We start from the raw sequence: 23444 nt of genomic DNA, 5'->3' as shown, positions 1-23444 counted from the left end.
TGTTAGATTATTTTTAATAAATCAATTAAATGATTTTTAAAAATAAAAGAAAAAGAAAAAAAATAAACCAATTAATTGACTAGATAGCCTAAAATAAAATTGCAACTCAACAAACACATGCTTTTAAATATTAACTCACTTATTTTTAATGCAACCTTTAAAACATTCTTTCTAATTCTCAATATATAATCAATAATGACATTTAAATAGAAATTCAAAAAATTTTTTTATAAAAATTTTTTGAATTTCTATTTTTTAGTTATGGTAATCTATAAAAATTAAGAACAAAGAAATAACTCAGAACTTTACGATAGTAATGAATTAATTTAATGTCTGAATGGCTAATTTTTATATGAATATATTTAAACAATTACTGCAAATTTTTTTTACAGTAATTAATATCTCTATAATTAGTCTAAACTTTTTTTAAAGGAGTTTCGTTATGAGTAAATCTTCGAAAGTAAAAGCAGTCATATCGTCATTTACACTTTTTTCACTCGCTGCAAACGCAAGTGGTGGCGAGAACACTCCTCGTTACACGATCGAAGGTTCTCTCCCTACCACAATTCAAGTGAAAATCAATCCAAATGAAATAAACACAGACTTAGAAGCATTAACAGGAATGAAAACAATTCAGCTTCTCAAAGTTAAACCTTCCATAGAAATGATTAAAGAAAATGATGTCGCTTTAAATAATTATAAAATTAATATAAAAATGGAACCAAGCTACAGCACAATTATACCATTTAATCAATCACCTGGTGCAGTCGACCTCGGCATGGCAAACACCCCAGTTCTCGATCAAGGGAAACATGGAACATGCGTCACTTTCGCATCCACCGCAGCGCTCAATGCCAGATTAAAGGTTGGAGATTATATTGATCAACAATGTAGTCTTGCTCTTAATAAATATCTTGGAAATGACTACTGGAATGGAGCTTACACGGCGGAACAAATTCTTGATCCGCTAAAAACATATGGAATTATTCCAAAAGATCAATGTTTTGGTTCAACTTATGCAGATACTGATCAAGAAGTTTCTCCAGATCAATATTCTGACAAGAGTGATACATCATTTGCAAGTCAGATGGATTGGACTTATGTAAGTAGTAGAGATATCAATGCGGTAAAAGCAGCGCTCAAAAATGGCAACAGAGTCGCAATTGGCACTTTACTCTCAACGGCTGACAACACAGGAGTGAGAGGGTTCAGCTTTACAATTAATGGCAAAAAAACGAGCGGAGGACTTTGGGCTTGTGATCAACCTGGTAGTAAAAATTACTGTGGTAGAAGCAATGCAGGTCATGAAGTTGTCATCATAGGCTTTGATGACAGTCAAAAGCTCTTTAAAATTCGCAATTCTTGGAGTTCAAAAGTAGGTGATAGCGGTGATTATTATATGACGTATAATTTCTTTAATACGATGGAAATGGATCATACTGAAATTAAATAATATTAATTCAACAAAAGAGACGTAATAAATTTTCTTACGTCTCTTTTCATTTATTAGAGAGAAATTTTTTCAATAACCGTTTAATTAATTAATATTAATCTCAAAATTGACAGTCATTTTCTTGACATATTTTCTAAAGTTTTTTCAAAGAAAACATTAAAAATGCATGCCCAAAATTTATCCCTCATTTTACACATAAATGATAATTAATTATTTACTTGTACAAAAATATATCTTGAAATATTTTACAAATTAATTTGCAGTAATTTTTTTTTATCTTCAGAATATTATTATTTAATAAAAATTATTGTTACCTTATTTTTATTAAATCAATTATATGTAATTTTTAAAAAAATAAAAAAGAACAAAAATAAACCAATTAATTGACTAGATAGCCTAAAATAAAATTCGGACAGAGCAAAATGAGTGCAACACAAATAAACTCAAATATGTCATTCAATATTCAAAAATATATTCTCTATAATCCTTAATATATCTATTATAATAATAAAAAAAAATATTATTTTAAAAAATTTTTTCTGAAAGAATAAAAACTATTTTTTTTAGTTATGGTAATCAATCAAGAATATTTTTAGAGATTGAAACACGAATCTTTACGTTGCTATTAAATTGATTTATCGTTTAGAAGGTTAATTTATATAAGAACAAATTCTTACAATTACTGTAAAATACTACACTCACTGTGCGAAGTTGTTCGACAGTTAACCTAAAATTCTTTTTAAAGGAGACTCGTTATGCGTAATTCTTCGAAAGCAAAAGCTGTCATATCGTCTTTCGCTCTTTTATCAATTGCTGCATACGCAGCAAGCAGTGAAAACTCTCCTCGCTACACAGTTGAAGGTTCACAATCAGTAGTAATTCCTGTTGATGTCGATCCATATGAAATGAGCACAGATATAGAAGCTGTTACTGGAAGTAAAACAATCCAACTTCTTACTATCAATCCTTCGCAAGAAATGTTGGATGAAAATGATGCGGCCGTAAGAGAATATCAAACTAAAATCAAAGCTGAACCTAACTACAGCACAATTATATCTTTTGACAAATCCCCTGGTGCTGTTGACCTCGGCATGGGAATCACCCCTGTTCTTGATCAAGGCCAGTATGGAACATGCGTTACTTTTGCTGCAACGGCAGCTCTCGATGCCAGACTTAATGTGGGCGATTATATAGATCAACAATGCAGCCTTGCCCTCAACAAATATCTTGGCGATGATTTTTGGGATGGAGCCTATACAGCCGTTCAAATTCTTCAACCCTTAAAGACTTATGGTATTATTCCTAAAAACAAATGCTTTGGTTCAAAATATCCAAACCCAAATCAATCTGTCAATTCAACACAGTACAAAAGTACGAGTGACAAATCACACGCAGCCAAAATCAATTGGAATTATGTTGGTGGAAGAGATATCAATGCGGTAAAAGCAGCACTTAAAAGTGGCCACAGAGTTGCTATTGGCTCTCTTCTTTCAACTGCTGACAGCAATGGAATCAATGGCTTCAGCTTTACTATCAATGGCAAAAAAACCAATGGTGGTCTTTGGGCTTGCGATCAAGCAGGTAGTAGAAGTTACTGCGGCAGAAGCAATGCTGGGCATGAAATTGTCATCATAGGCTTTGATGATACTCAAAAACTCTTTAAAATCCGCAATTCATGGGGAACAAGAGTAGGCGAAAGCGGTAATTATTATATGAGTTATAACTTCTTTAATTCGATGGAAATGGATCACACCGAAGTAAAGTAAGAAAATATTAATAAAAAAGAGCGTAAGGCATAAGCTTTACGCTCTTTTTTATTATCTTGATATGTATTTAAATTAAAGTTCTGATAAACGCTTTAATGCAATATAACTGTCTAAAATAGGTTCCGCATTTTCTTTATCCCAAAGTGAATTTTCTTTAAAAGATAAAGAGCTTTCTGGAAGGGGAATAAAACCACTCTGCCAAAACCAATTCAAACGGCTTAATGGATTTCCTAATAGATCTGCAGAAGGTCTCCATTCAATATGCTTTTCTACAAATTGATCTGACGGATAACGAAGTTGTAGAGTTTTATACCTTTTTTTTACTACAGATGCAGGTGCCCAAACTTCTATTCCAAGACAAGCTGCAGCCTTTGAAGGTGATAAATTTTCAGCGGGTTGTGCGGAAGACCATTCACTGCCGATTTCTTCGCACGGAGTCTTTCCTTTTGGAATTAATTCCAAACGTAAAAGTTTAATCTCGCTTGCAGCTCTCCTACGTGGGACGATCATATTTTCTTCATGTTTTTCTTCATGAAATTGATCCATTTAAAGCCTCTTGTGTAGGTTGAAGATTTTTTATAATAAATTGGCATAATTCTTTTGTATTTTTTGAATCTTTCACGTTTTTATCAATAAAATTAAGCAATAATTTAAACGTATTTTGAATTTTTTCGTCTAAGATATTTACTTCATTTTCATAAATTTTACGATTTAAATTTGAATCAGCTGGGAAAGTTTCAGGCATTTGAATAGTTGTAGCGATATCTGATAAAAAATTTATATCAATCGGATTAGGTAACGATTTTTTAAAACAACAGACTCCATAAATTGCGCTAAGAACCAAATGAAGTTCTTTAGAATAACTCCATGAAAATGACTTTATGGCCGCAGAAGGATCAAAAGAAAAGACCCATTCAAATGGTTTTTTATCTACAAAATCAAATAAAGTCGCATCAAATACTTTGCCCAAAGCACTTTGACAAGCTTGTAATAGCAGTCGGGATGAAACATCATCTTTATTCATGCGCACTCTCGAAAGAGCATATCTTTCTAAAAGTTTGGGAACATTTTCACAGTAGCGATGTCGACTCACAGATGCGGGTAAGAATATTTTTTGCAATCCAGATAAAAGTACGACAGATGCAGCTTGCAATTCAGAATAAATATCATCTGAAAACTTTCTAAATTCAAAAAGTTTTTCAATCCATTCTTGAAAATCACAAAAAGATTCGAGACACCATTGCGCTAAAGTATCACGTCTTGCATTCATTTTACTCACGACCATCAAATGATCTTCTTCAGCTTTTTTTGTTCTTAAATTTTGAAAATCCTGAAAAGTTCTACCATATTCTACAGCTAAAATGGCATTTAAATGCTCCCAATCATCTATAAGTAAACAAATCTCACGCTGTACTGTTCGAATTCGAGCAAATAAAACTCTTTCACTTGCCATTTCTGTGAATAAATTCAATTCACAAACTTTTGAAACAGGCATATATTTTGGTTCATGCTCACTTGAGGCAAGCCCAAAGCGCATACCATCCTCGCTTAAAGAAACAGCAAAATCATGTTTATTTTTAGTGAGAAAAACCGAACCAACACCATCTAATTCAAAAAAATGAATTAAAGTTCTAAATTGATAATTTCTGTCATTTAAACCAAACCAATAATAAAGTGAAAGATTAACACCCATTTCAACTTCATTTAAAATGATAAGAATTTCTTCTTCAGAGTGATCAGCAAGGCCTTCTTTTGCAAAAATATTAATAAAAAAATTTACAATATTTTCTGCAGTCTGCTTTGACAGTTCATCACGATTATATGATTGAGGAGTGCCAGGAACTTTCATGCCTCTATAATTAATTAGAAATTTTTTAAAGTCTTTAATAGATGTTGGTGTGTATAAATATTTCTCAAATAGTTCAAAATTATTTGTTATTTCAGATATAATTTTTTTTGAAATTAAATTCAACATCGCTTTATTTTCCTTCCAACAAAGCAAGTAAATTATTTTCAACTAATTCTATTTCATCATCATTCTCAAAACCTTGCTGTGCTTTTAAAAGTAATGAAGAGTAGCTTTTCAAAATATTTAATAAATTATTAAATTCAGAAGATCCTTTCTGCATTTTTCCTAAACATCTTTTCGCACGTAAAATTAATGCATTAATAATTTCGGGTTCGCATTCATATTCAAGAATTTCAGATTGGACAATAATTTCTTTTTTTCTACCAAATGGAAAAGAAACAATATTTTCATGAGCCGAATTGTTATTTATTTGTTTTGACACTTCTATTTTTTCAAATATTTCATCAACTTTTCTCACATTCTCTTTTTCCGCAAACTGTAATTCTTCCTCTTGATTTAATGCAGTCCAACCAATTACCTCACCTGTACGACTATCAAACTGAGCTTTAGCTTCGTTTTTTGTACCAAGCTGCCTTGCAAAAACGTGGACCATTCCATTTACATCATATGTTAATTGAATTTCACAGCGTGTTCCTTTAGGGCAAGGTTGTTCCAATTCAAATAAAAAAGAACCAATCAATCTATTTTCACCCACGCTGTCCCCTTCGCCTTGGACAACAACAACATGCACTGCATGTTGATTATGATAAATTGTATTAAAAAACTCAGATCTCCTTGCTGGTAGTGCACTATTTCGATGTAAAATTGGAGCTACATGTAACAATTTTTGCAATTCATTATTAAATTCCTCTATTCTTGCACCTAGTTTTCTATGTAACTCCTGCTCAGATATTGGATATGGAATTCCAAATTTTTTAGCTACAACCTTAAAATTTTCATTTATGGCCTCTGTATTTTCAACAACCCCAATACCCAGTGAATGGCTACACACATCAACTAAAATAGTGTCTGGCTGAATTCCTAAAATAATGGCTGCTTGTAAAGATGCTCCCCAACTCACAGCTAAATCAGGCTCTAAACGTGCATCGACAATACAAGAAAAATAATCTGAAAGCATTTTCCGCACTAAAACAAGACGAGTACTTCCACCAACAAGTAAAATACGGGATATATATTTTGGATTTCTTTTAGCAGCATGCATTGCACTTTCAGTCAAAAATAAAGTTCTTTGTAAAATAGGTGCAACCATTTCTTCAAAACGTTCACGAGTTAATTCGAGTTCAATGGATGAACCTTTTCCGTCGAGATTATTTGCTTGCACAAGATAAATCCCTTCAGTTTGCAGTCCTTTTTTTGCTTGTTCAGCTAAAATTAATAGATTTCGGTAAAGCTCTGATGCTTTTGAAGACCGACGTGCAACCAACTGAGGATGAACTTTTTCTAAAAGAGAATTTGCGATAGCTTCATCAATATCATCTCCACCTAAATGCACATCTCCTTCACTGCTTAATACATTAAAAATAAGACCATCTCGATCGACGATGCTGACATCAAATGTGCCCCCGCCCAAGTCAAAGACAGCCAGTGTTTCTTTTTCTGTATTTTTATCTTCAGGCATCATGCTGTAAGCTAAAGCAGCCGCAGTGGGTTCGTTTACAATGCGAAGAACATGTATTCCAGCTTTCTCAGCAGCAGCAACTGTTGCAAGACGAGCGGCATCATCAAAATGTGCAGGGACTGTAATAACAGCCCAAATGCCACCAAACTTTTCTTTTTCTTCCTGCAAAACAGAGTGAGAAACTAAATAATTTAAAACAAGTGAAGCCACTTCTTCTGCAGAGAATTGCTTTTCATTAGATTGAAAAAAAGAATTATTTTTCCCCATACTTCTTTTAGTGCTTTTTATAACCTCAGAAGGCGCAAATTCATTCTGTAGTTTCGCTTTATTACCAACAAAATTATTATTATCATTTTGATCATAAAAGACCATTGAAGGCACAAGATATGAGTCTTCATATTCTAACGTAACAGGATGAGTAGCTCCAATAGAGAATACGGAAACAACTGAATTTGTTGTACCAAGATCAATACCTATCGCTGATGCCCCTTGTGGTATCTTCTGAAAAGATTCTGAACTATAACTATTATTTCTGTTATTTTCTTTATTTTTTTTCTTGAACTGAAGAACATTCATGCTACAGACTCCAAAGTGCGCTCCTAGCTCAGGTGCGGGCATGTCTATTTGATAGAGTGTGATTACTATGGCATATTGCATAATGCAAACCGGCTAAGCCGGAATAGTTATAATTCAAATTGAAAGAATGGTTTTTTATATATGCTTAAAACGCGACTGATTACTGCTGCTGTATTTTCTGCAGTCATAATTTATATTCTTAGCTTCTCTCCAGCCTCTCTTTTTTATCCTCTTTTCGTAACCGTGACAACAATCTCAATTTTCCTGTCAGGAACCGAGTTTGCAGCACTGCGTTGGAATATTTTAGACGGCACAAGCGCAATCGAGCAGCCTAGACCAAAACTTAAAGCTAAGCACTTTGCTGTTGGTTTTTCATATGCTTTTCTTATTATTTCATTTTCTGTTTCATGTATTATTTTTGCGCAGGAACCACAAAAAATCCTTATCATACCTATATCTTGGACATTTCTTTGCCTATTTATTTCTGCAGCTCTTATTTATAGAAGAGCAAATGATATGCACACAGCATCAAATAAGCTTCTTAACGTAATAGCAGGATTCATTTATCTAGCCCTTCCAGCTGCGTGCTTAACAAGCCTCAGTCTCATTCATTTTGAAGGATCTTATCGCAGTGCTCAACTTTATTTCTGCCTTGCCACTGTATTTATGGGTGATACAGGAGCTTATTTCATAGGTTCTAAATTTGGTAAACACAAACTTATTCCAAAAGTCTCTCCTAAAAAAAGTATCGAAGGTGCGCTTGGTGGGCTGTTTTTTAGTGGTCTGACAGCACTTATCCTTGCAAAACTTTTTAACCTTCCATTTCCTCCATGGTTTTCTATTGTAGTAGGAGTATGCATGGGAATTGCGGGACAAATTGGAGATCTTATGGAAAGTGCTTTCAAGCGCGCGGGTGGGTATAAAGATAGTGGCCACCTTCTTCCTGGACATGGTGGATTTCTAGATCGCATTGACTCTCTTATCCTTGGAATTCCTGTCGCATTTTTGTTTTTTTCACTTTATAAGTAAATTTTTGACACCTTTTTACTTTCCCTCCTTTTTTTAAAGTTACAAAAATCCGAATCTCTTATAAGATATTGTTTCTTAATTTTTTTATAAAAAGATTTTTAACTGGATCCAACATATGAGCGGAAAAACAAATAGACGTCGAGAGTCAAGACGAACAGTTCATTTAGGTGAAGGTATAAAAGTTTTTTTAAAAGACGATAGTGAAGTTCATTCTGTAAAAGGAGAAGCAACTGACCTTTCTCCTTGGGGAATGAATGTTTTAATTGTCGATCAAAAATTATCAACCTACCCAAAATTAGATGATATTGTACGAATTCATTATACAATTCAAGAAAAAATTAATACTTATGTCAAAGGTAAAATTGCTAATATATCAAATTTAACCATAGACGATAAAATGTATTTACGTTTTGGAATTTCATTTATAATCGATCAACCTAAAGTAACAGATCCTAATATTCAAATGAAAAGATTTGAAGTTCCAGAAATTTTTGGTCCACATGCTTGGTGCAATGATCCCTTTTTCTTTCAAGAAAAACTTCTTTTTAAAGTCATTAGTTTTTATGCAAATGGAATGTATTTAGTCACTTCTGCCCGCAACAAGACTCTTATTCCCAATCTTCCACTCACTCTTAAAATGTATCTCCCTTTTCAAGGAGAATTTGAAGTTCATATAAAAATAATAAATACGGAAAGCTCAAATACAACAAACTTAATTGATAGATATGCAGTCAATGTTGAGTTTACAAACATTAATAATGCATTTATGCAGATGATGGTAGAATATATTCTCTTTTGCGGTGTCGACGTCACGCCACAAGAGTTGAGAAATGAAAAACTTCCAGTTTCAATTATAGAAAAAAGTCTCACATTTTATTATGCATCTGAAGATGAAACAGCGAAGATTATGGAATTAAGAAAAACCAGTTTATTTGAAGAAATTGAAATATCAACTGAAGCTTTTATTAAAGTGGGAGATACTTTAGTAGAAAATCCATATGGTGGATTACAAGATAAATTTGATACATTTTCAAGACATGTCATCTGTAAAGTTGGCAAGAAAGCTGTTGCTACTTTAAGAATTATTTTTAATAATAAAGATAAAAGTCGTTGTGAAATAGCCTCCTATATCATAAATATGCCCGATTGGTTGTGGTCAAAAAAATTCGTAGAAATTTCACGTTTTGCTTGGGAAAAAGATTATAGAGAAAGTGATATTTTTATAAATATGATTCGGCATGTGGTCAGAATAGTTTTAGAGTCAGGTCACACACATATATTAACAAGCGCTCCCGTAGCATTAAAACAACTGTATATGCGTGTTGGATTTCAACCCGTACAATTGGCTTGGAAAAGTGAGACCAATGAAAAAAAATCAAAAGAAACTCCTCTAATGCTCGATGCAAAAGGAATTCTTTCCAAAGAAGTTGTAATAGATAAATTTATTTGGAATAAAATTTATTCTACGATTGCAAAACATTTAGGTTTTTCAAAATAATTATTTAAATTGATAGACAGAAGCTGCAACTGATTTTAAACCATTTTTATCGCCCATAATTGCTTCAGAGTGAGCAATAAATAAATACCCTTTTTTATCGAGACATTTAGACAATTTAATAATAACTTCTTCAACCGCTTTTGGAGTAAAATAGATCAATACATTTCTACAAAATATAATATCAAACTTATTCATAAAAAAATAACCTTCAGCATTCAAATTAAATTTTGAAAATTCTATCATACATCTGTATTTCTCTCTGATCTGAAGAAAACCTTCACCTGTATTTTCATTTCTTTCAAAATATTTTAGAATAAGACCTGCAGGGATACTCTCAAGTAACTCTTTTTTATAAACCCCAACTTTTGCTTTTTCTAAAACAAGTGTATTAATATCTGTTGCAGTTATTTTAACTTTAATATTATTTAAAGGATTTAATGCTTCGAGTGTTGCCATAAGAATTGTATAAGGTTCTTCGCCTGTGCTCGCTGCTGCACACCAAATACGTAATTCTTTTCTTCTTTCCGTATTTAAATAATTTTCAATTGTTGGCATTTGTGCTTTTAAAAAATTAAAATGCTCATTTTCTCTAAAAAATTGGGTTGTATTTGTAGTTAATGCCTGATAAAAATCTTCCTTAGCTTCATTATTCGTATTGGCATTTAAAATAATAATAAAATCTTGATAATTAACACAGTTATATTTTCTAAGAATTTTTTGCATCCTATTTGACATAAGAGAATAGTTTTTCTCACAAGGATCCATAAAAATTCCAGTGTGTTCAAATAATTTCTTAGCTAAAATTGAATATCCATTTGTATCCGTCATTAAAACATCATGAGGCAATGGAATTTTTTGTTCTGTTTCAGCCACGCTTTTATAACTTTCAGTTAAAACGTTTAAAGCTCTATATTTACTCTTAATTCTCTTCGGCCTTTCTATGCAAAAATATAAAATTTGCGTCGGATTTCTAACACAAACCAAAGCTTGTCAGTTTATCCATCTCTAGCTTACTATTTTAAGTGATGAATATGTTTTAAAAATAATTAAGTTTAACATAAATCATAAAACTTTTAATCTTTTGATTAAATAGGAGCTGTTTATGAGCATTCTAAAAGATCAGGTTGTCCTCGTAGTTGATGATGAAACTGATTTACGGGAAATGCTTGTATATGAATTACAAAATATTGGAGCAAAAACACTTGAAGCTAAAAATGGAAAAGATGCCATTGGAATTGTCAAAAATGATAAAATTGATCTTATTATAAGTGATGTTCGTATGCCAGGCGGAAATGGTATCGAATTTTTAGATGAAACAAAGAAAATAGATTTAAATAAGCCTGTATTTGTTTTTATCACTGCCTACTCAGATAACTCTCGTGAAGAATTACATGCACATGGTGTTGAAGGTCTCTTTGCGAAACCTTTTGACCTGCTCAATCTATTAAACTCAATTGAATGGTTTATTTTACCTCCAAACGAACGCTATGCAGTAAAACCTAAAGACATTGCCATTGAAGAAAATATTTTTATTCTTAATGAAGAAAGTGCTGCTCAATTCCAAATAGGAAGAGGAGGCGCTCTTATTCCTACAGGCACAACCCTATTAAACGCTGGAGCCTATATTCAATTTCAAATTATTTTTAAAAGTGGAGAAGAAATATCGGGTATTGGGGAAATTATTTGGAATGGAGCAATGAATCATAATGGAGAATATTGCGCAGGACTGGAGTTCAAATATTTTACAGATAATACAAGAGCATTTGCTATTAAAACTTTATTAAATAATAAATGCCTTGAATATATTCCGCAAAGAGCAACAAAAATTGATTAATTTAATTTATTTTTTTGCCAATGAATGAACATACTCTGCTAAATCCATTCTATCGCTTTCTTTCGGTATTTGCGCTTTAAAACTTGCCATACCAGTTCCGGGCACACCTTCTGCAATAACTTTTGCAATATAGGCAACAGGCTCCATTTTAGATTTATTATTATGAAAGACTCCAGAAACTAAATTAGTTGCTTTCATTGCTTTTGCAGTGGGGCTATCAGCTTTTCCATCTGCACCGTGACAAACACCACATGTTTTTGTGGTATAAAGATCTTTACCGTTTGCCAATTGTTTAGCAGTTGGAGCTTTCCCAACTTCTGCATTTGCCGCCTCACCTGTTACTTCGGGTAAAAGAGGTTCAGAAACTGCTCCTGTAGAACCACTTTTTGTTAATAAACCATAACGAAAAAGCGCAACCCCCATAACTAAAACAGATACAATTGTAGAAATTAAAAGAACCCGAGCTGGAGCTTTCATAATATCCTCCTTAAAAAATGAACGAAACACAAACTCAATTTAAAGCCACTCTTAAAGTTGAGGCAAGTTGTTGTGGACTTACCTGAATCATACTTCCATTTAAGTAAAATGTCGGTGTTCCAGAAAAACCAACATTTTCATTAAATTGTTTTTGTACGATTTCAATATATTTTCTCGCATTTTCTGATCCAAGACAAGCGGAAAACTTTTCAATATTAATTTTTGCTAATTTTGCAACTTCGATTGTTTCGTTATCAAAAGCTTTTTCGGCATCAACACCACTTGGTGGTTGCATTTTTGAAAAAGGAACAGAAAAAGCTTCTTTATGATAGCTCCAGAATTCTTTATCGCCCTGCTCAGTCGCACAATACGCCCCACGCGCGAGCGATCCACTCAATCCAAGTGGTGCTAAAGGATATGCTACATGCACAAATTTAACTTTATTTGAATATTCTTTGTATATTTTTTCAATCGCACCTTCAGATTCTCGACAGTGTGCACACATATAGTCTGCAACTTCAACCAATGTCGTAGAAGCATTGTGATTTCCACGCACAGGAAAACCAGATAAATTTAGTTTAACAGGTGGAGAAACAGGAGGTTTTACAAGTACTTTAATTCTTCCTGCATCTTCAAGATCTTTTATTTTTGTCTCTAAAATTTGCCCTATTTTTTGCTGACTTAACTGCTGTTGGAGTTGAGATTTTATCATCTCATAACTTTTTCCAGAAAAGAATCCTGGCCCCATTTTTGCAATTATTTGATCATAATAATTTTGCGTATCAATATCAGATACGGGCTGGATAGTTAACAAATCTTCAATTTTTGGGAGCTTATCATTTGTTATGGTCATTCCTGCATCTTTAGCAAGGGCAAGGCGCACTGCAATACGACTTGCAATACCTTGACGTGCATTATAGATGTTTCTTTCTAAATCAAAATATTCCATAAGAGAATCACCTGGTAAATCTGTCGTCGTCCATGTCTTGCCATCTACAGTTAATAAAGGCACTCCAACAGCATCGGAAATATCGACAGCTTTTTTATTATTTTTAGAAATAACAACTCCGACAGTCAGTAAACTTCCTAAGACAATTCCTCCAAAGAGAAAGCCAACACTTTTTATTGTACTCCAGTTTGAATCTTTTTTATCATTTAAACTCATTATAACTCCGATGTTAATTAGAAATAATAATTTTATAATTAAATATTTTAATACAGTTTGATATTAAAATCCATCTTCCAACTCTTCAGTATCATCAATTTCTGAATGCAACGTAATAAGTTTTTGAGGATAAATATCATTTAGCACCCGTGCAGCAGTCAAAGGTATAATTACAAATTCATCGATTTCAGAATGAGGTTTTCCTATACCCATTTTTCCACGTGCAAGCATTTCTCTTTGCCATGAATTTACCATAACTTTACGAATTTTTTTACCTTCAGCAAAAAAGTAACATTCACTTGCGCTTCTATCATTTAAACTCTTGCTATTGAGAATTTGTAAAGAGCGATAATATGATTCTCTTTGACTCATTAATAAATCACGCTGTCTATTTAACTCTCTATCAAGTTCTCTTCGCGTATTTTTTTCTTCTTCAATTTTATGTATTTCGCTTTGCTTTTCATCATTTAATTTATCTGCAAGCTCTTTATTCTTTTTAGAATCATGTGTTTGTTTTCGATTGGCGGCTTCTGTTTTTTGTGCTTGTTTTTTTGAAACAAGCCCTGCTTTAAGTAGCTGGTCTCTCAAGCTCATATTTCACTCCTCCTCACCATGCATCCTTCACTCGACTTTCATACAATGTCAATTTTGATTTCAAAATCGTTTTTTATGTTTATCGATTTTGCATAATAATTAAGCATAATCTACCCTAAGTTATCCACATTGAAAGTGGATAACTTAGCACTTGAGGAATGACTTATCCTGTCAAATTGTGCATTTCAATGGTATGCTGTTTTTTGTAGCGAACAATTTGTGAAAAAATTTTTCCTTGTATTATCAAGGACATTTTTGAAAAGGACATTTTATGGAATTACAAGTCTCGATCTTGCTTGCCGTCTGCACCATAACAAGCCTATTTATTTTAATTATTTACAATAAAATAAGATCTATAACAATCTATAACAAAGATATTTTTGAAAAATTTGATTTTTTAGAAGAAAAGTTTGAACGTGCCCTAAAAAATGAAATCCGCTTAAATAGAGAAGAATATTCAAATAACATGCAGAAAATGCGTAAAGAAATTTCTGAAAACTTAAGTATTTTACTGAACTCACTCACACAAAATAATGGGCGAGGTCTGCGTGAAATACGAGAAACTCTAGACACACAAATCTCAAACCTGAGACAGGAAAATGAAAGTCAGCTCGATAAAATGAGAAACATCGTAGATGAAAAGCTCCATGCAACTCTTGAACTACGATTAAACTCTTCTTTTAAACAGGTCGGAGATCGACTTGACCTCGTTCACACAGGTATTGGTGAAATGCAAAAAATGGCTTCAGAAGTTGGTAATTTGCAAAGAGTCTTAAGCAATATCAAAACAAGAGGTATTCTTGGTGAAGAACAGCTTGATAGAATTTTAAGCGACATTCTTGCTGTCGACCAATACGAAAAAAATGTTAAAACCAAAAAAAACAGTCCATTTTATATTGAATTTGCAGTAAAACTTCCAAATAATAGCTTTGATAAGAAACCACTTTGGTTGCCAATTGATGCTAAATTCCCCATGGAAGATTATGAACGCATACTCGATGCCAATGAAAAAGGGGATCACGAAAAAGTCTCTCATTCTATTAAACAATTGGAAACAAAAATAAAAAACTTTGCAAAAGACATCAAAGAGAAATATATCGATCCTCCGTGCACTACGGATTTCGGCATCCTATTTCTCCCTACAGAAGGTTTGTATTCTGAGGTATTAAGAATAGCTGGACTCTCTGAATATTTGCGTCGAGAGTTACAAGTCGTAGTCGCAGGACCTTCAACGCTTGTTGCTCTTTTAAACAGTTTACAGATGGGCTTTAGAACTCTTGCAGTGGAAAAACGTTCCGATGAAATACGCATGCTCCTTGGAAACGTAAAAAAAGATTTTTATAAGTTTGGAGATTTGCTAGAAAAAACACAAGAAAAGCTCAACGATGCCAGCAAACAAATTGGGGAAGCCTCTCATCGTTCAAAAATAATTTCAAACAAATTAATGAAAGTCGAAAGCCTTCCACAAAATGAAAACAGTGAATTTATAAGTGTCAATGGAGAATTGAATGAACATAAAGAAACAGGACAAGAAGCATAGTTTTAAAGATAAGAAAAAAGAATATTCAAAGGATTCTTTTAAACCAAAAGCTGAAAAAAAAGAATATTCAAAGGACTCTTTTAAACCAAGAGCTGAAAAAAAAGAATATTCCAAAGATACCTTTACTCCTAAAGAAGAAAAAAAATCTTATTCTACAAATGAAAATGATACAAAAATAGAAGGCGAATTTAGAAAAAAAGAAAGACATGGAGAAAATCGCCAAGTCCCAAAACCACGTCGCCATGTAGAAATGAAAATCTGTGGAATCCATGCTTGCCACATGGTCTTTAAAAAGAGAGCGCAAGATATCATCAGAGCTTACGTAACAGAAGGTCAATTAAAAGAATTTACCAAAGTTTTAAAATACTGTGCAGATAAAAAATTAGCTTACAGAGTTGTGACAGAAGAAGAACTTGAAAGAATATCAGAATCAAGCCATCACGAAGGAGTTTGCTTTTTAGTACGCAAAATTCCGACTGTTACTTTACAAGATTACTTAGATGAGCAGGAAAAAAACAATCAACCCACTTGTGTTGTGGCCCTTGAAAATGTGCTTAATCCACACAATTTAGGTGCTATTATGCGCGTCTGCGCAAACTTCGGGGTCAAAGCAATTTTACTTTCTCAAGCAGAAGCCAGTATGTCAGGAGCGGCTTACCGCACCTCTGAAGGTGGAGCTGAGTGGATTAAAATTATTTCAACTGATAATTTTGAAAAAGCCATTCAATCTTTTAGAAAAAGTGATTTTAAGGTCATGAGCACCACAAGTCATACTGGAAAATCTTTATATGACGTAGAAATTCCAAAAAAGCTGCTTGTCTTATTTGGTTCTGAAGGAGAGGGACTCAGTCAATCCCTTTTAAAGGGTGGAGACAATCTTGTCCGCATTCCAAGTACAGGCAATGTAGAAAGTTTAAATGTTGCATGTGCCTCTAGCATTATTCTTGCAGAGTTCTGGCGAAACAACATGAAGTGATTTATATTTTTAAAATTAAAAACAAATCATATTATTAAAAACAAATCATATTATTAAAAACAAATCATATTATTAAAAACAAATCATATTATTAAAAACTATCTTATAATAAAGATAGTTTTTATTTTATAAAAAACACGCTTAATCCTTTTTGTCATTTTCAGAACTCCTCTTCACTATAAAGCCCTATAAATACAGGCTTGTGCAGTTGACTACTGAGCAATGAAATTTTAAGAGTCATCTTCACTACCTGTCACTTTGTTCAGAAGCTGACTTCACTAAAAGACAAAAAAATGAAGTCCAATGGAATTTCTAGTTCCATAATCAATTTGCATGATGGTTTAAATGACTTTAAATTAGTAACCAATTAAGTGACCATTTTGTGTTGTACTTTGAGAAAAATTTTGGCGTCTCATAAACGTTCGGGGCTGTGACGCTTTAGGAGCCAACATGAAAAAAATTTTACTAAACGATAACGGGATTCCTTTCGATGTAATGCTGTTAGAGACAACTAAACCTTCGCTTATTGTGTTATTTTCAGTCGGCGCTGGTGGAAATCCTGAGAGTCATCTTCCGCTTCTAACATCATTGACTGAGCATGGATGCATTGTTGTTGCTCCATACTTTGATCGTCTTGTTTCACCACAGCCGACCAGCGATGCTCTGCTTCTCAGAGCACGTCAGTTGCACCTTGCATTAGAATTTATTGCATGTCCTAATCTTCCAATCATGGGAATAGGGCATTCCATCGGTGCAACAATGCTTATTGCCTTGGCTGGTGGACAAGTATGGATAGACGTAAAACAAAAGCTTGATATAAAACCACTCGAATATTTGAATCGGCTAGTGCTCCTGACTCCAGCCACTGGTTTTTTTCAGGCTCCTGGAGCATTAGATGCTGTCCACATTCCTATTCAAATTTGGTCAGGCACAAATGATGTCATTACACCCCCAGACCAATCAAACTTTCTTAAGCAACAGCTAGAAAATAGCATACCTGTTGATATGAGAACCATTGATGGAGCTGGTCATTTTTCATTTATAAATACTCTACCTCCTCAAATCAGAGATGAATTTCCTAACCGTAAAGACTTTCTCATTAATCTTGCAAATGAAATCCAAAGTTTCATTGTTTCTTAAGAAGAGGAAAAGCTGGGATTAACATGAAAGCAAATATGCGAATTCTTTTTTTAGTGAGAGTATACAAAAACGTTTTATGACGTTAAAAAATGGCAAGAGGAGAAGGCTTTAACATTTCATATAAAAAGTATCGCATAAATTCAGGTACGGTTAAGAGTCGTTGCTTTGAAATATCAGGAGCATATATTTTATTACTATCTTCAAAACCATGGGCAACAATATATAAAGGATTTTTTAGACCATGATCAATTAAAATTTTAGGAGGTATTATGAATTTTATATTTTTACCGGCATAAAATTTATCAAAGTTAATTATTTTTGAAGGTTCTTGAAAAATGCTCTCATTATTTTTGGAATACACATTTAATTTGAAGAGTATTGGCATTCACCTAATATGATCAATATGTTGCATACAGTAAAAGCATTTTTATCAATTACTTTATATGATTCCATAAATGGTTTCTTGATTCTAAATAGTGTACATAAATATTCTGTTGGATTAAATTCGGGATATAAATTTATTGAAAAATGTGGAAATGAAATTTATTGATTTTTGTTTACTTAGGAGTGAATGATGAATTTAGAAGAGAATGTTGAGAGATATGGTGATTCTTATTTTACGAAGACCCATACAAACGAAGCGCAGCGACTTAAAATGCTCGCTCAAACTTTTGATCCTATGACACGCTTACAGCTAAAAACTCGTGGTTTGCCATGGGGTGGACGTTGTCTTGATGTTGGTGCTGGAAACGGCAGTATATCTGTCTGGCTTTCAGAACAGGCGGAGTTAGCCACAGGTCAGATTTTTGCTCTTGACCGTGATGTGCGTGGGCTTAAAGAGCTTACTGAACAACATTCAAATATACAGGTTATTGAACATGATCTTACGACAACTATGCCAGATAATTTAATAGGAAAGTTTGATTTGATCCATGCCCGTTTCGTTCTTATGCATTTACCTGAGCGTATAATAGTTTTGGAACGCCTGATATCTTGCTTAAAACCAGGTGGAGTTATCATGATTTCAGACAGCATCGATTTCAATTTAGAAACTACAAGTACGAGTCCGTATCGAAAAGTCATGGATGCTTGCTATTCGATGTTAAATGTCACTTTTGGTTTAGATATTCAATGGTCACGCAGTATGCCGCATCACTTTCGTCAAGCAGGTTTGCAGGCAATTGGCGCCGAAGTTTATTTCCCATCACTCGATGCGCTTTCTCCAGCGGCACGCTTTTGGAAATTAACGTGGGATCAGATTTATGATCAAATGGTGCGTCAAAATTATATTGATGCAGTTACTTTAGCACAGGCTGAGCGCGCATTTATTGATTCAAATTATTGGGAATTATCTGCGGGTATGCTTACAGCATGGGGACGTCGTTCTCTCTAATGTCTCTAGTTGCACGTCTGTACAAACTTCGAGGTAAAAGCAATTTTACTTTCCCAAACAAAAGCATTTTGCTTCTGAAGGAAATGGGCTCAGTCAATCACTTTTAAAGGGTGGAGACAATTTTGTCCGCAATCCAATTACGAACAATGTGGAAAGTATAAATGTTGGATGTGCCTCTAGCATTACTCTTACAGAGTTCTGGCAAAACCACATGAAGTGATTTATATTTTTATAATTAAAAACAAATCATATTTTTAAAAACAATTTTTATTATAATATATTTTTTGTTTTATCAAAACTAGATTTAATTCTTCTCTAACATGATTAAATATTTTTCCATTAAATTTTTTATACAATTATTTATTAAAGTCAAATAAATAGACAATGATTTTATTAGTTTGACTCACATTCAGTCTTTAGCTAGAAGGGGGAAGATTTATTTAATAAACACTTTCCCAAAGATTTTAAAAAATTCGATAAAAATCTAAGGAAATTTATGAAAGGTGAAACAATAGTATGCATTTTAATTATTATCTGTATTTAACGAGCTTACAAAAATTTAGTTACATTAATTTCTTTCAATTAGGATGTCAATAATATGAAATTAAAATCATCTATTTCATTAATTTTCATGACTTTTATTTCTATTTCATCCTGTAATAAATATGAAAAAATTCCGGACAAAGAGATAATAAGTAAAGACGAAAAATCGATTAGTATTGAGATTTCTGACCATAAAATTGATATAATAAACTCACTTGAGAATAAAAGACAAATAGAAAACATGATAAATTCGAATAGAGTGCAAAAAATTGAAAGTTCAAATACAAACAATGTCATTGATGATAATATTACAACCAGAGAACCCATACTAGGACAAGGATATAATTCCAATTCAGAAGAGTATTTATCTCAATGCGTCTCAGATACAGAATCTGAGATTATCAATACACATCAACCTACTGTTACTGTACAACAAAGAACCAACATGTCATTCGAAGACTTAAATACTATTATAAACGGTAGTGCTTTTGGGACTTCAGCATTTAGCAATTTCTCAGCAAATGGTGAATTTGAATATTCATCTAAAGCTCAAAGAACAAAAAACAGCGTAACTTTTACAAATGTAATAAATTATGAAAACATCCACAATACGATTTCAACTCCATTTCTTAGCAAAAATGCTTATAGCTTAATAAATAAAACAACAAAAAGTATTAACCAAATTTCGGATGAAGTCTGTGGAAATCAATTTGTTTCTTCTCTTTCACTGGGTGCTAAATTACTCATAACCGTTAAAATATCACTAAATGATACGCTAGAAGCACAAAAAATCGCTGGTAACCTCGATGTTACTGTACCAGCATTTGGAAGTATAGCAGGATATCTTACTGCTCTTGATGAAAAAACAGCCAAAGACAAGTCAATTTCAATATTTATCAAACAAATAGGGGGTGATGTCAGTCAACTTGCAGCGGCAATACCAATTGATGCTCTAAAATGCAGTTTAGAAGATCGAAAAAGTCGGGATTCTTGTATTTCAACGTTAGTAGAATTAGTTAACTATGGAAAAAATATTTTTACTACAAGCTTAGCAAAACTTAAATATGATAGAAATAATTTAAGTGGTTTAGCAGTTATATATGTCAATCACTCATCTTATAATCGCACGCTATTAAATTATATAAACAATGAAAATAAATTAGACAGTATTATTCTAACAAGCAACCTTCCAAATCATATTAAACCTACAATCAATCAAGCTCGCAATGAGTTAAGTCAATTGTATAATTTTGAGCAAAATATATATTCGAGAGCAAAAGATATTCTTTCAACGCATATTAGTGAATATCAAAGAAAGCAAATATTGGAAATTCAAAACAATGCTTCTGAAAACATGAAAAATTATGCGCATGCAGGTATTTCATGTTTTAGAGAAATGGAAAACTGTCTTGTAAATAAAGAAGAAGCCAGCAAAAACTCTATAAAATATGATATAAGTATTCTAGACTTTATTTCTGTAAAACCTCTCTTTAATCTTTCAGGAGTTTGGCATGATCGCAACGCAAATATTCTATTAAACATTTCTCAAATTGGAATTGGCGTAGATGCTATTTCTTCTCAAAAAGAGAATATTTATTCACACAATAATGGAATATTTATGAACACAGACTCTGTCCATTTAGATTCAGACAATATCATTGAATATAATGATGGCAGTTATTGTATGTATAACAAAAAAATGGTTTTTATTCTTAACAATGATCTCAATAAACCCATATTAAAAAAATTTGAACGAGTTAATACAAACAATTGCAAAATTCCAATAACTGCCTGCAATCTTCCAGGAGAAAAAATATATCAAGAAAATTGCAAGCCCTCAATCTATGAAAAAATGCTTATAAGTATGGACAATAATTATTTCTCTAAATTCATTAATAAATTATGAAAGAAGATATTTAATATGAAAATAAAAATTTTTTTTATCTTATTCTGTTTCCTGCAAAGTAAATGTTTATTTGCTGACACGTATATTTCTGGTCTTAATAAATTCACTTTTTTAAGCGCAGGCTATGACACTAAAAACCAATTAACAACAGGACAATGCATTGATGGAAATATTACATTTGCAGGAAAACATACGGCTGAAGAATACTTTTACTTAAACCCAACTTATAGCGATTTAGTTGAAATAATAAATGGAGGAGTCAAAGGGAGTCTTAATTTACAATATTTCAATGTAAATTCTCAATTTGATTATGCATCTAGAAACTCTGCGAGTGATTTAAATTTATCATATACTGATATTATATCCATAATTCCTAAAAGACCTACACTCATCAATTATAAAATTGCAAAGGGTATGGAAAGTTTAATCATCAACTCAGATGGCTCAATTAAAAGTAATATCGAACTATTCTGTGGCGATGAATTTATTACACAGGCAGTTATAGGTGCAAAGCTTTTAATAAATATCAATTTTTTATTTAAAAATTCCATAGATAAAAAAGAATTTTTTAGCAAAGTAGGTGCAAATATCTTCTCTATTGCTGAAATTAAAAGACAACTAAAAGGCATTGATGAAAGTCTTTTAGCAAAAACTATCATTACTATAGATACAAAACAGATTGGCGGAGATTCAAAAAAACTCTCAGACGCAATTTCTAGTGATACCGTCTATTGTAGTATAGATAAAGCAGCAATAAAAATAGATAGCAAAGAGGTTAAACCAATTGAAGTCTGCCTCAAAACACTAGAAGAATTATCAAATTATAAAGCAAACTTCTCAGCACAACTTAAAAACAAAAGTTTTGACCCACATAATCCCAATGGTTGGGCCTATTTTGGCTGGATTTCAACTAAATATAAAAATGCACTTATTTCATATAATAATAAACCAATTCAATTAATTCCCAAAGACCCATCCCCCCCACTTGCGCAAGAAATTAAGCATTCTAGACAAAAATTAAAAGATGCATTTGATTATCAAATGAAATTATCTAAAACAGCTTTTGAATTAATGCACTTTAATATACCACTCTCTAAAATGACTAAACTACAAGAAACATCTGAGCTAATAAGCTCAAATTTATATATAATTGCTTCTGCTGTTCAACATTGCTTTGGTGAAGAAATATCAAATTGTGTAGAATCAACCTCATATGCATTAAGTCGGTTAAAAGAATTTGATGAAAATGATTTTATTAAATTTGAAAATACAGATGCAAAAATGAAAATCTCTGGTCTATGGGTTTCAAATGATATGACAACAATAAATATTGTTCAATACAATAACAAAGTAACAGCCATTGTAAATTCAATAAAACTTAATAATTTAACTTCGACGGCAAAAGGTGGATATTTAGGAGAAAATACTTTTTTTCTCGCTGGTGCGGTTGAAAAAGATTTATTTAAGGACAACTCAAATACTAAATGCAAATCATATATTAATTTGAAAGTAAAATACGTAGATAAATATAATATTAATATTCAATTTAAACCTCAGCATTCAATATTTAAATTTAATGATGAATGTGAAATAAGTCCAGATGAAGTGTGCGTTTTTGACAAAGAAGACATTAAATTATTGAAAAATACAAATTCACTGAATACAAAATTTTGCGAAAATGTTTCATTCAAAAAATTCGAATAATTTGGCAAGTAATTTCTGTTAGGATATGTCATCAAATAGTTAAGAAAATTTGATTCTTGACTATTTATTGAAAAAGCTAAACTAAAGTACAATGAGAACGCTTCTACTTCACTAAATATAAGCAGAAAATGAAAATTTTTTATTATGAACTCTTCAAAAATATATTAAGCAAGTAAATTTTTATTTACGATTCAAACTTTTATTCCTTTTTACTTTCAAAGAAGAAGTTTTTTAAGGTCGAAGACAAAATTGTCTCCAGCCAAAGCGCAGGGAACATCCAAGATATGAGTAATACAAGCGTTGCAAGTGTTATTCTGATAAGCTCTGGCTAAATAAATTCGAAAGTGTGTCGTTTTTAAAGT

Annotated in this window: 19 protein-coding genes; 11 read left to right on the top strand and 8 right to left on the bottom strand. The window is 32.3% G+C overall.

Annotation, left to right across the window (positions count from 1 at the left end):
• Positions 1–442: 442 nt before the first annotated feature.
• Positions 443–1453: a C1 family peptidase gene (locus GCL57_RS04380; RefSeq protein WP_152212062.1), complete on the top strand. Its 1011-nt coding sequence runs from the start codon at positions 443–445 to the stop codon at positions 1451–1453.
• 755 nt (positions 1454–2208) lie between these two features.
• Entirely contained in the window at positions 2209–3219 is a 1011-nt protein-coding gene (locus GCL57_RS04375; protein WP_152212061.1) for a C1 family peptidase, read from the top strand.
• A gap of 72 nt (positions 3220–3291) precedes the next feature.
• Here the strand turns inward: GCL57_RS04375 and GCL57_RS04370 are convergent, their stop codons facing one another.
• Genes GCL57_RS04370 through GCL57_RS04360 form a run of 3 tightly spaced genes read right to left on the bottom strand, consistent with a single transcriptional unit; the run spans position 3292 to position 7283 of the window.
• The gene (locus GCL57_RS04370) at positions 3292–3765 is read right to left on the bottom strand and encodes a hypothetical protein (protein WP_152212060.1); all 474 of its coding nucleotides are present in this window, start codon (positions 3763–3765) and stop codon (positions 3292–3294) included.
• Positions 3749–5194 carry a hypothetical protein gene (locus tag GCL57_RS04365; protein WP_152212059.1) on the bottom strand — a complete coding sequence of 482 codons (1446 nt, stop codon included), beginning with the start codon at positions 5192–5194 and terminating at the stop codon, positions 3749–3751. Before GCL57_RS04365 ends, GCL57_RS04370 begins: the two co-directional genes overlap by 17 nt.
• Positions 5195–5198: 4 nt before the next feature.
• The gene (locus tag GCL57_RS04360; protein WP_161597593.1) at positions 5199–7283 is read right to left on the bottom strand and encodes an Hsp70 family protein; all 2085 of its coding nucleotides are present in this window, start codon (positions 7281–7283) and stop codon (positions 5199–5201) included.
• 141 nt (positions 7284–7424) lie between these two features.
• On the opposite strand from GCL57_RS04360, the gene GCL57_RS04355 reads away from it, so the two are divergent.
• Positions 7425–8312, top strand: a complete 888-nt coding sequence (locus tag GCL57_RS04355; protein ID WP_152212057.1) for a phosphatidate cytidylyltransferase — start codon at positions 7425–7427, stop codon at positions 8310–8312.
• A gap of 115 nt (positions 8313–8427) precedes the next feature.
• On the top strand, positions 8428–9810 hold the full coding sequence (locus tag GCL57_RS04350) for a GNAT family N-acyltransferase (protein ID WP_152212056.1): 1383 nt from the start codon (positions 8428–8430) through the stop codon (positions 9808–9810).
• On the opposite strand, the gene GCL57_RS04345 is transcribed toward GCL57_RS04350, so the two are convergent.
• A complete protein-coding gene (locus GCL57_RS04345) occupies positions 9811–10683 on the bottom strand; it encodes a CheR family methyltransferase (RefSeq protein WP_152212055.1) in 873 nt (290 codons plus the stop codon).
• 229 nt (positions 10684–10912) lie between these two features.
• On the opposite strand from GCL57_RS04345, the gene GCL57_RS04340 reads away from it, so the two are divergent.
• Complete coding sequence (locus tag GCL57_RS04340) at positions 10913–11644, top strand: response regulator (protein ID WP_152212054.1); 732 nt, start codon at positions 10913–10915, stop codon at positions 11642–11644.
• Positions 11645–11650: 6 nt separating this feature from the next.
• On the opposite strand, the gene GCL57_RS04335 is transcribed toward GCL57_RS04340, so the two are convergent.
• The 3 genes from GCL57_RS04335 to GCL57_RS04325 all read right to left on the bottom strand — a co-directional run bounded on the left by GCL57_RS04335 (position 11651) and on the right by GCL57_RS04325 (position 13880).
• Positions 11651–12121, bottom strand: coding sequence for a c-type cytochrome (locus GCL57_RS04335; protein WP_152212053.1), 471 nt, complete (start codon positions 12119–12121; stop codon positions 11651–11653).
• A gap of 34 nt (positions 12122–12155) precedes the next feature.
• Positions 12156–13286 (bottom strand): DsbA family protein, encoded by a 1131-nt coding sequence (locus GCL57_RS04330; protein ID WP_152212052.1) that lies wholly within the window; start codon positions 13284–13286, stop codon positions 12156–12158.
• A gap of 63 nt (positions 13287–13349) precedes the next feature.
• Entirely contained in the window at positions 13350–13880 is a 531-nt protein-coding gene (locus GCL57_RS04325; protein ID WP_152212051.1) for a DUF2058 family protein, read from the bottom strand.
• 271 nt (positions 13881–14151) lie between these two features.
• On the opposite strand from GCL57_RS04325, the gene GCL57_RS04320 reads away from it, so the two are divergent.
• From GCL57_RS04320 to GCL57_RS04310, 3 genes are all read left to right on the top strand, one after another.
• Positions 14152–15420, top strand: a complete 1269-nt coding sequence (locus tag GCL57_RS04320) for a DNA recombination protein RmuC (protein ID WP_152212050.1) — start codon at positions 14152–14154, stop codon at positions 15418–15420.
• Entirely contained in the window at positions 15389–16396 is a 1008-nt protein-coding gene (locus GCL57_RS04315) for a tRNA/rRNA methyltransferase (RefSeq protein WP_152212049.1), read from the top strand. Before GCL57_RS04320 ends, GCL57_RS04315 begins: the two co-directional genes overlap by 32 nt.
• Positions 16397–16891: 495 nt before the next feature.
• Entirely contained in the window at positions 16892–17536 is a 645-nt protein-coding gene (locus GCL57_RS04310; RefSeq protein WP_152212048.1) for an alpha/beta hydrolase family protein, read from the top strand.
• A gap of 82 nt (positions 17537–17618) precedes the next feature.
• Here GCL57_RS04310 and GCL57_RS04305 read toward each other — a convergent pair whose 3' ends face one another.
• Complete coding sequence (locus GCL57_RS04305) at positions 17619–17921, bottom strand: hypothetical protein (protein ID WP_152212047.1); 303 nt, start codon at positions 17919–17921, stop codon at positions 17619–17621.
• Between the two features lie 189 nt (positions 17922–18110).
• Between GCL57_RS04305 and GCL57_RS04300 the strand changes: the two genes are divergently transcribed.
• From GCL57_RS04300 to GCL57_RS04285, 3 genes are all read left to right on the top strand, one after another.
• On the top strand, positions 18111–18929 hold the full coding sequence (locus GCL57_RS04300; RefSeq protein ID WP_161597592.1) for a class I SAM-dependent methyltransferase: 819 nt from the start codon (positions 18111–18113) through the stop codon (positions 18927–18929).
• A 598-nt stretch (positions 18930–19527) separates the two neighbouring features.
• Entirely contained in the window at positions 19528–21378 is a 1851-nt protein-coding gene (locus tag GCL57_RS04290) for a hypothetical protein (protein WP_152212045.1), read from the top strand.
• 15 nt (positions 21379–21393) lie between these two features.
• Complete coding sequence (locus GCL57_RS04285) at positions 21394–23082, top strand: hypothetical protein (protein WP_152212044.1); 1689 nt, start codon at positions 21394–21396, stop codon at positions 23080–23082.
• Positions 23083–23444 lie beyond the last annotated feature (362 nt).

This window comes from Fluviispira multicolorata (assembly GCF_009208585.1).
Classification (GTDB): Bacteria; Bdellovibrionota_B; Oligoflexia; order Silvanigrellales; family Silvanigrellaceae; genus Silvanigrella; species Silvanigrella multicolorata.
This window is presented reverse-complemented; position numbering and strand designations above follow the sequence as displayed.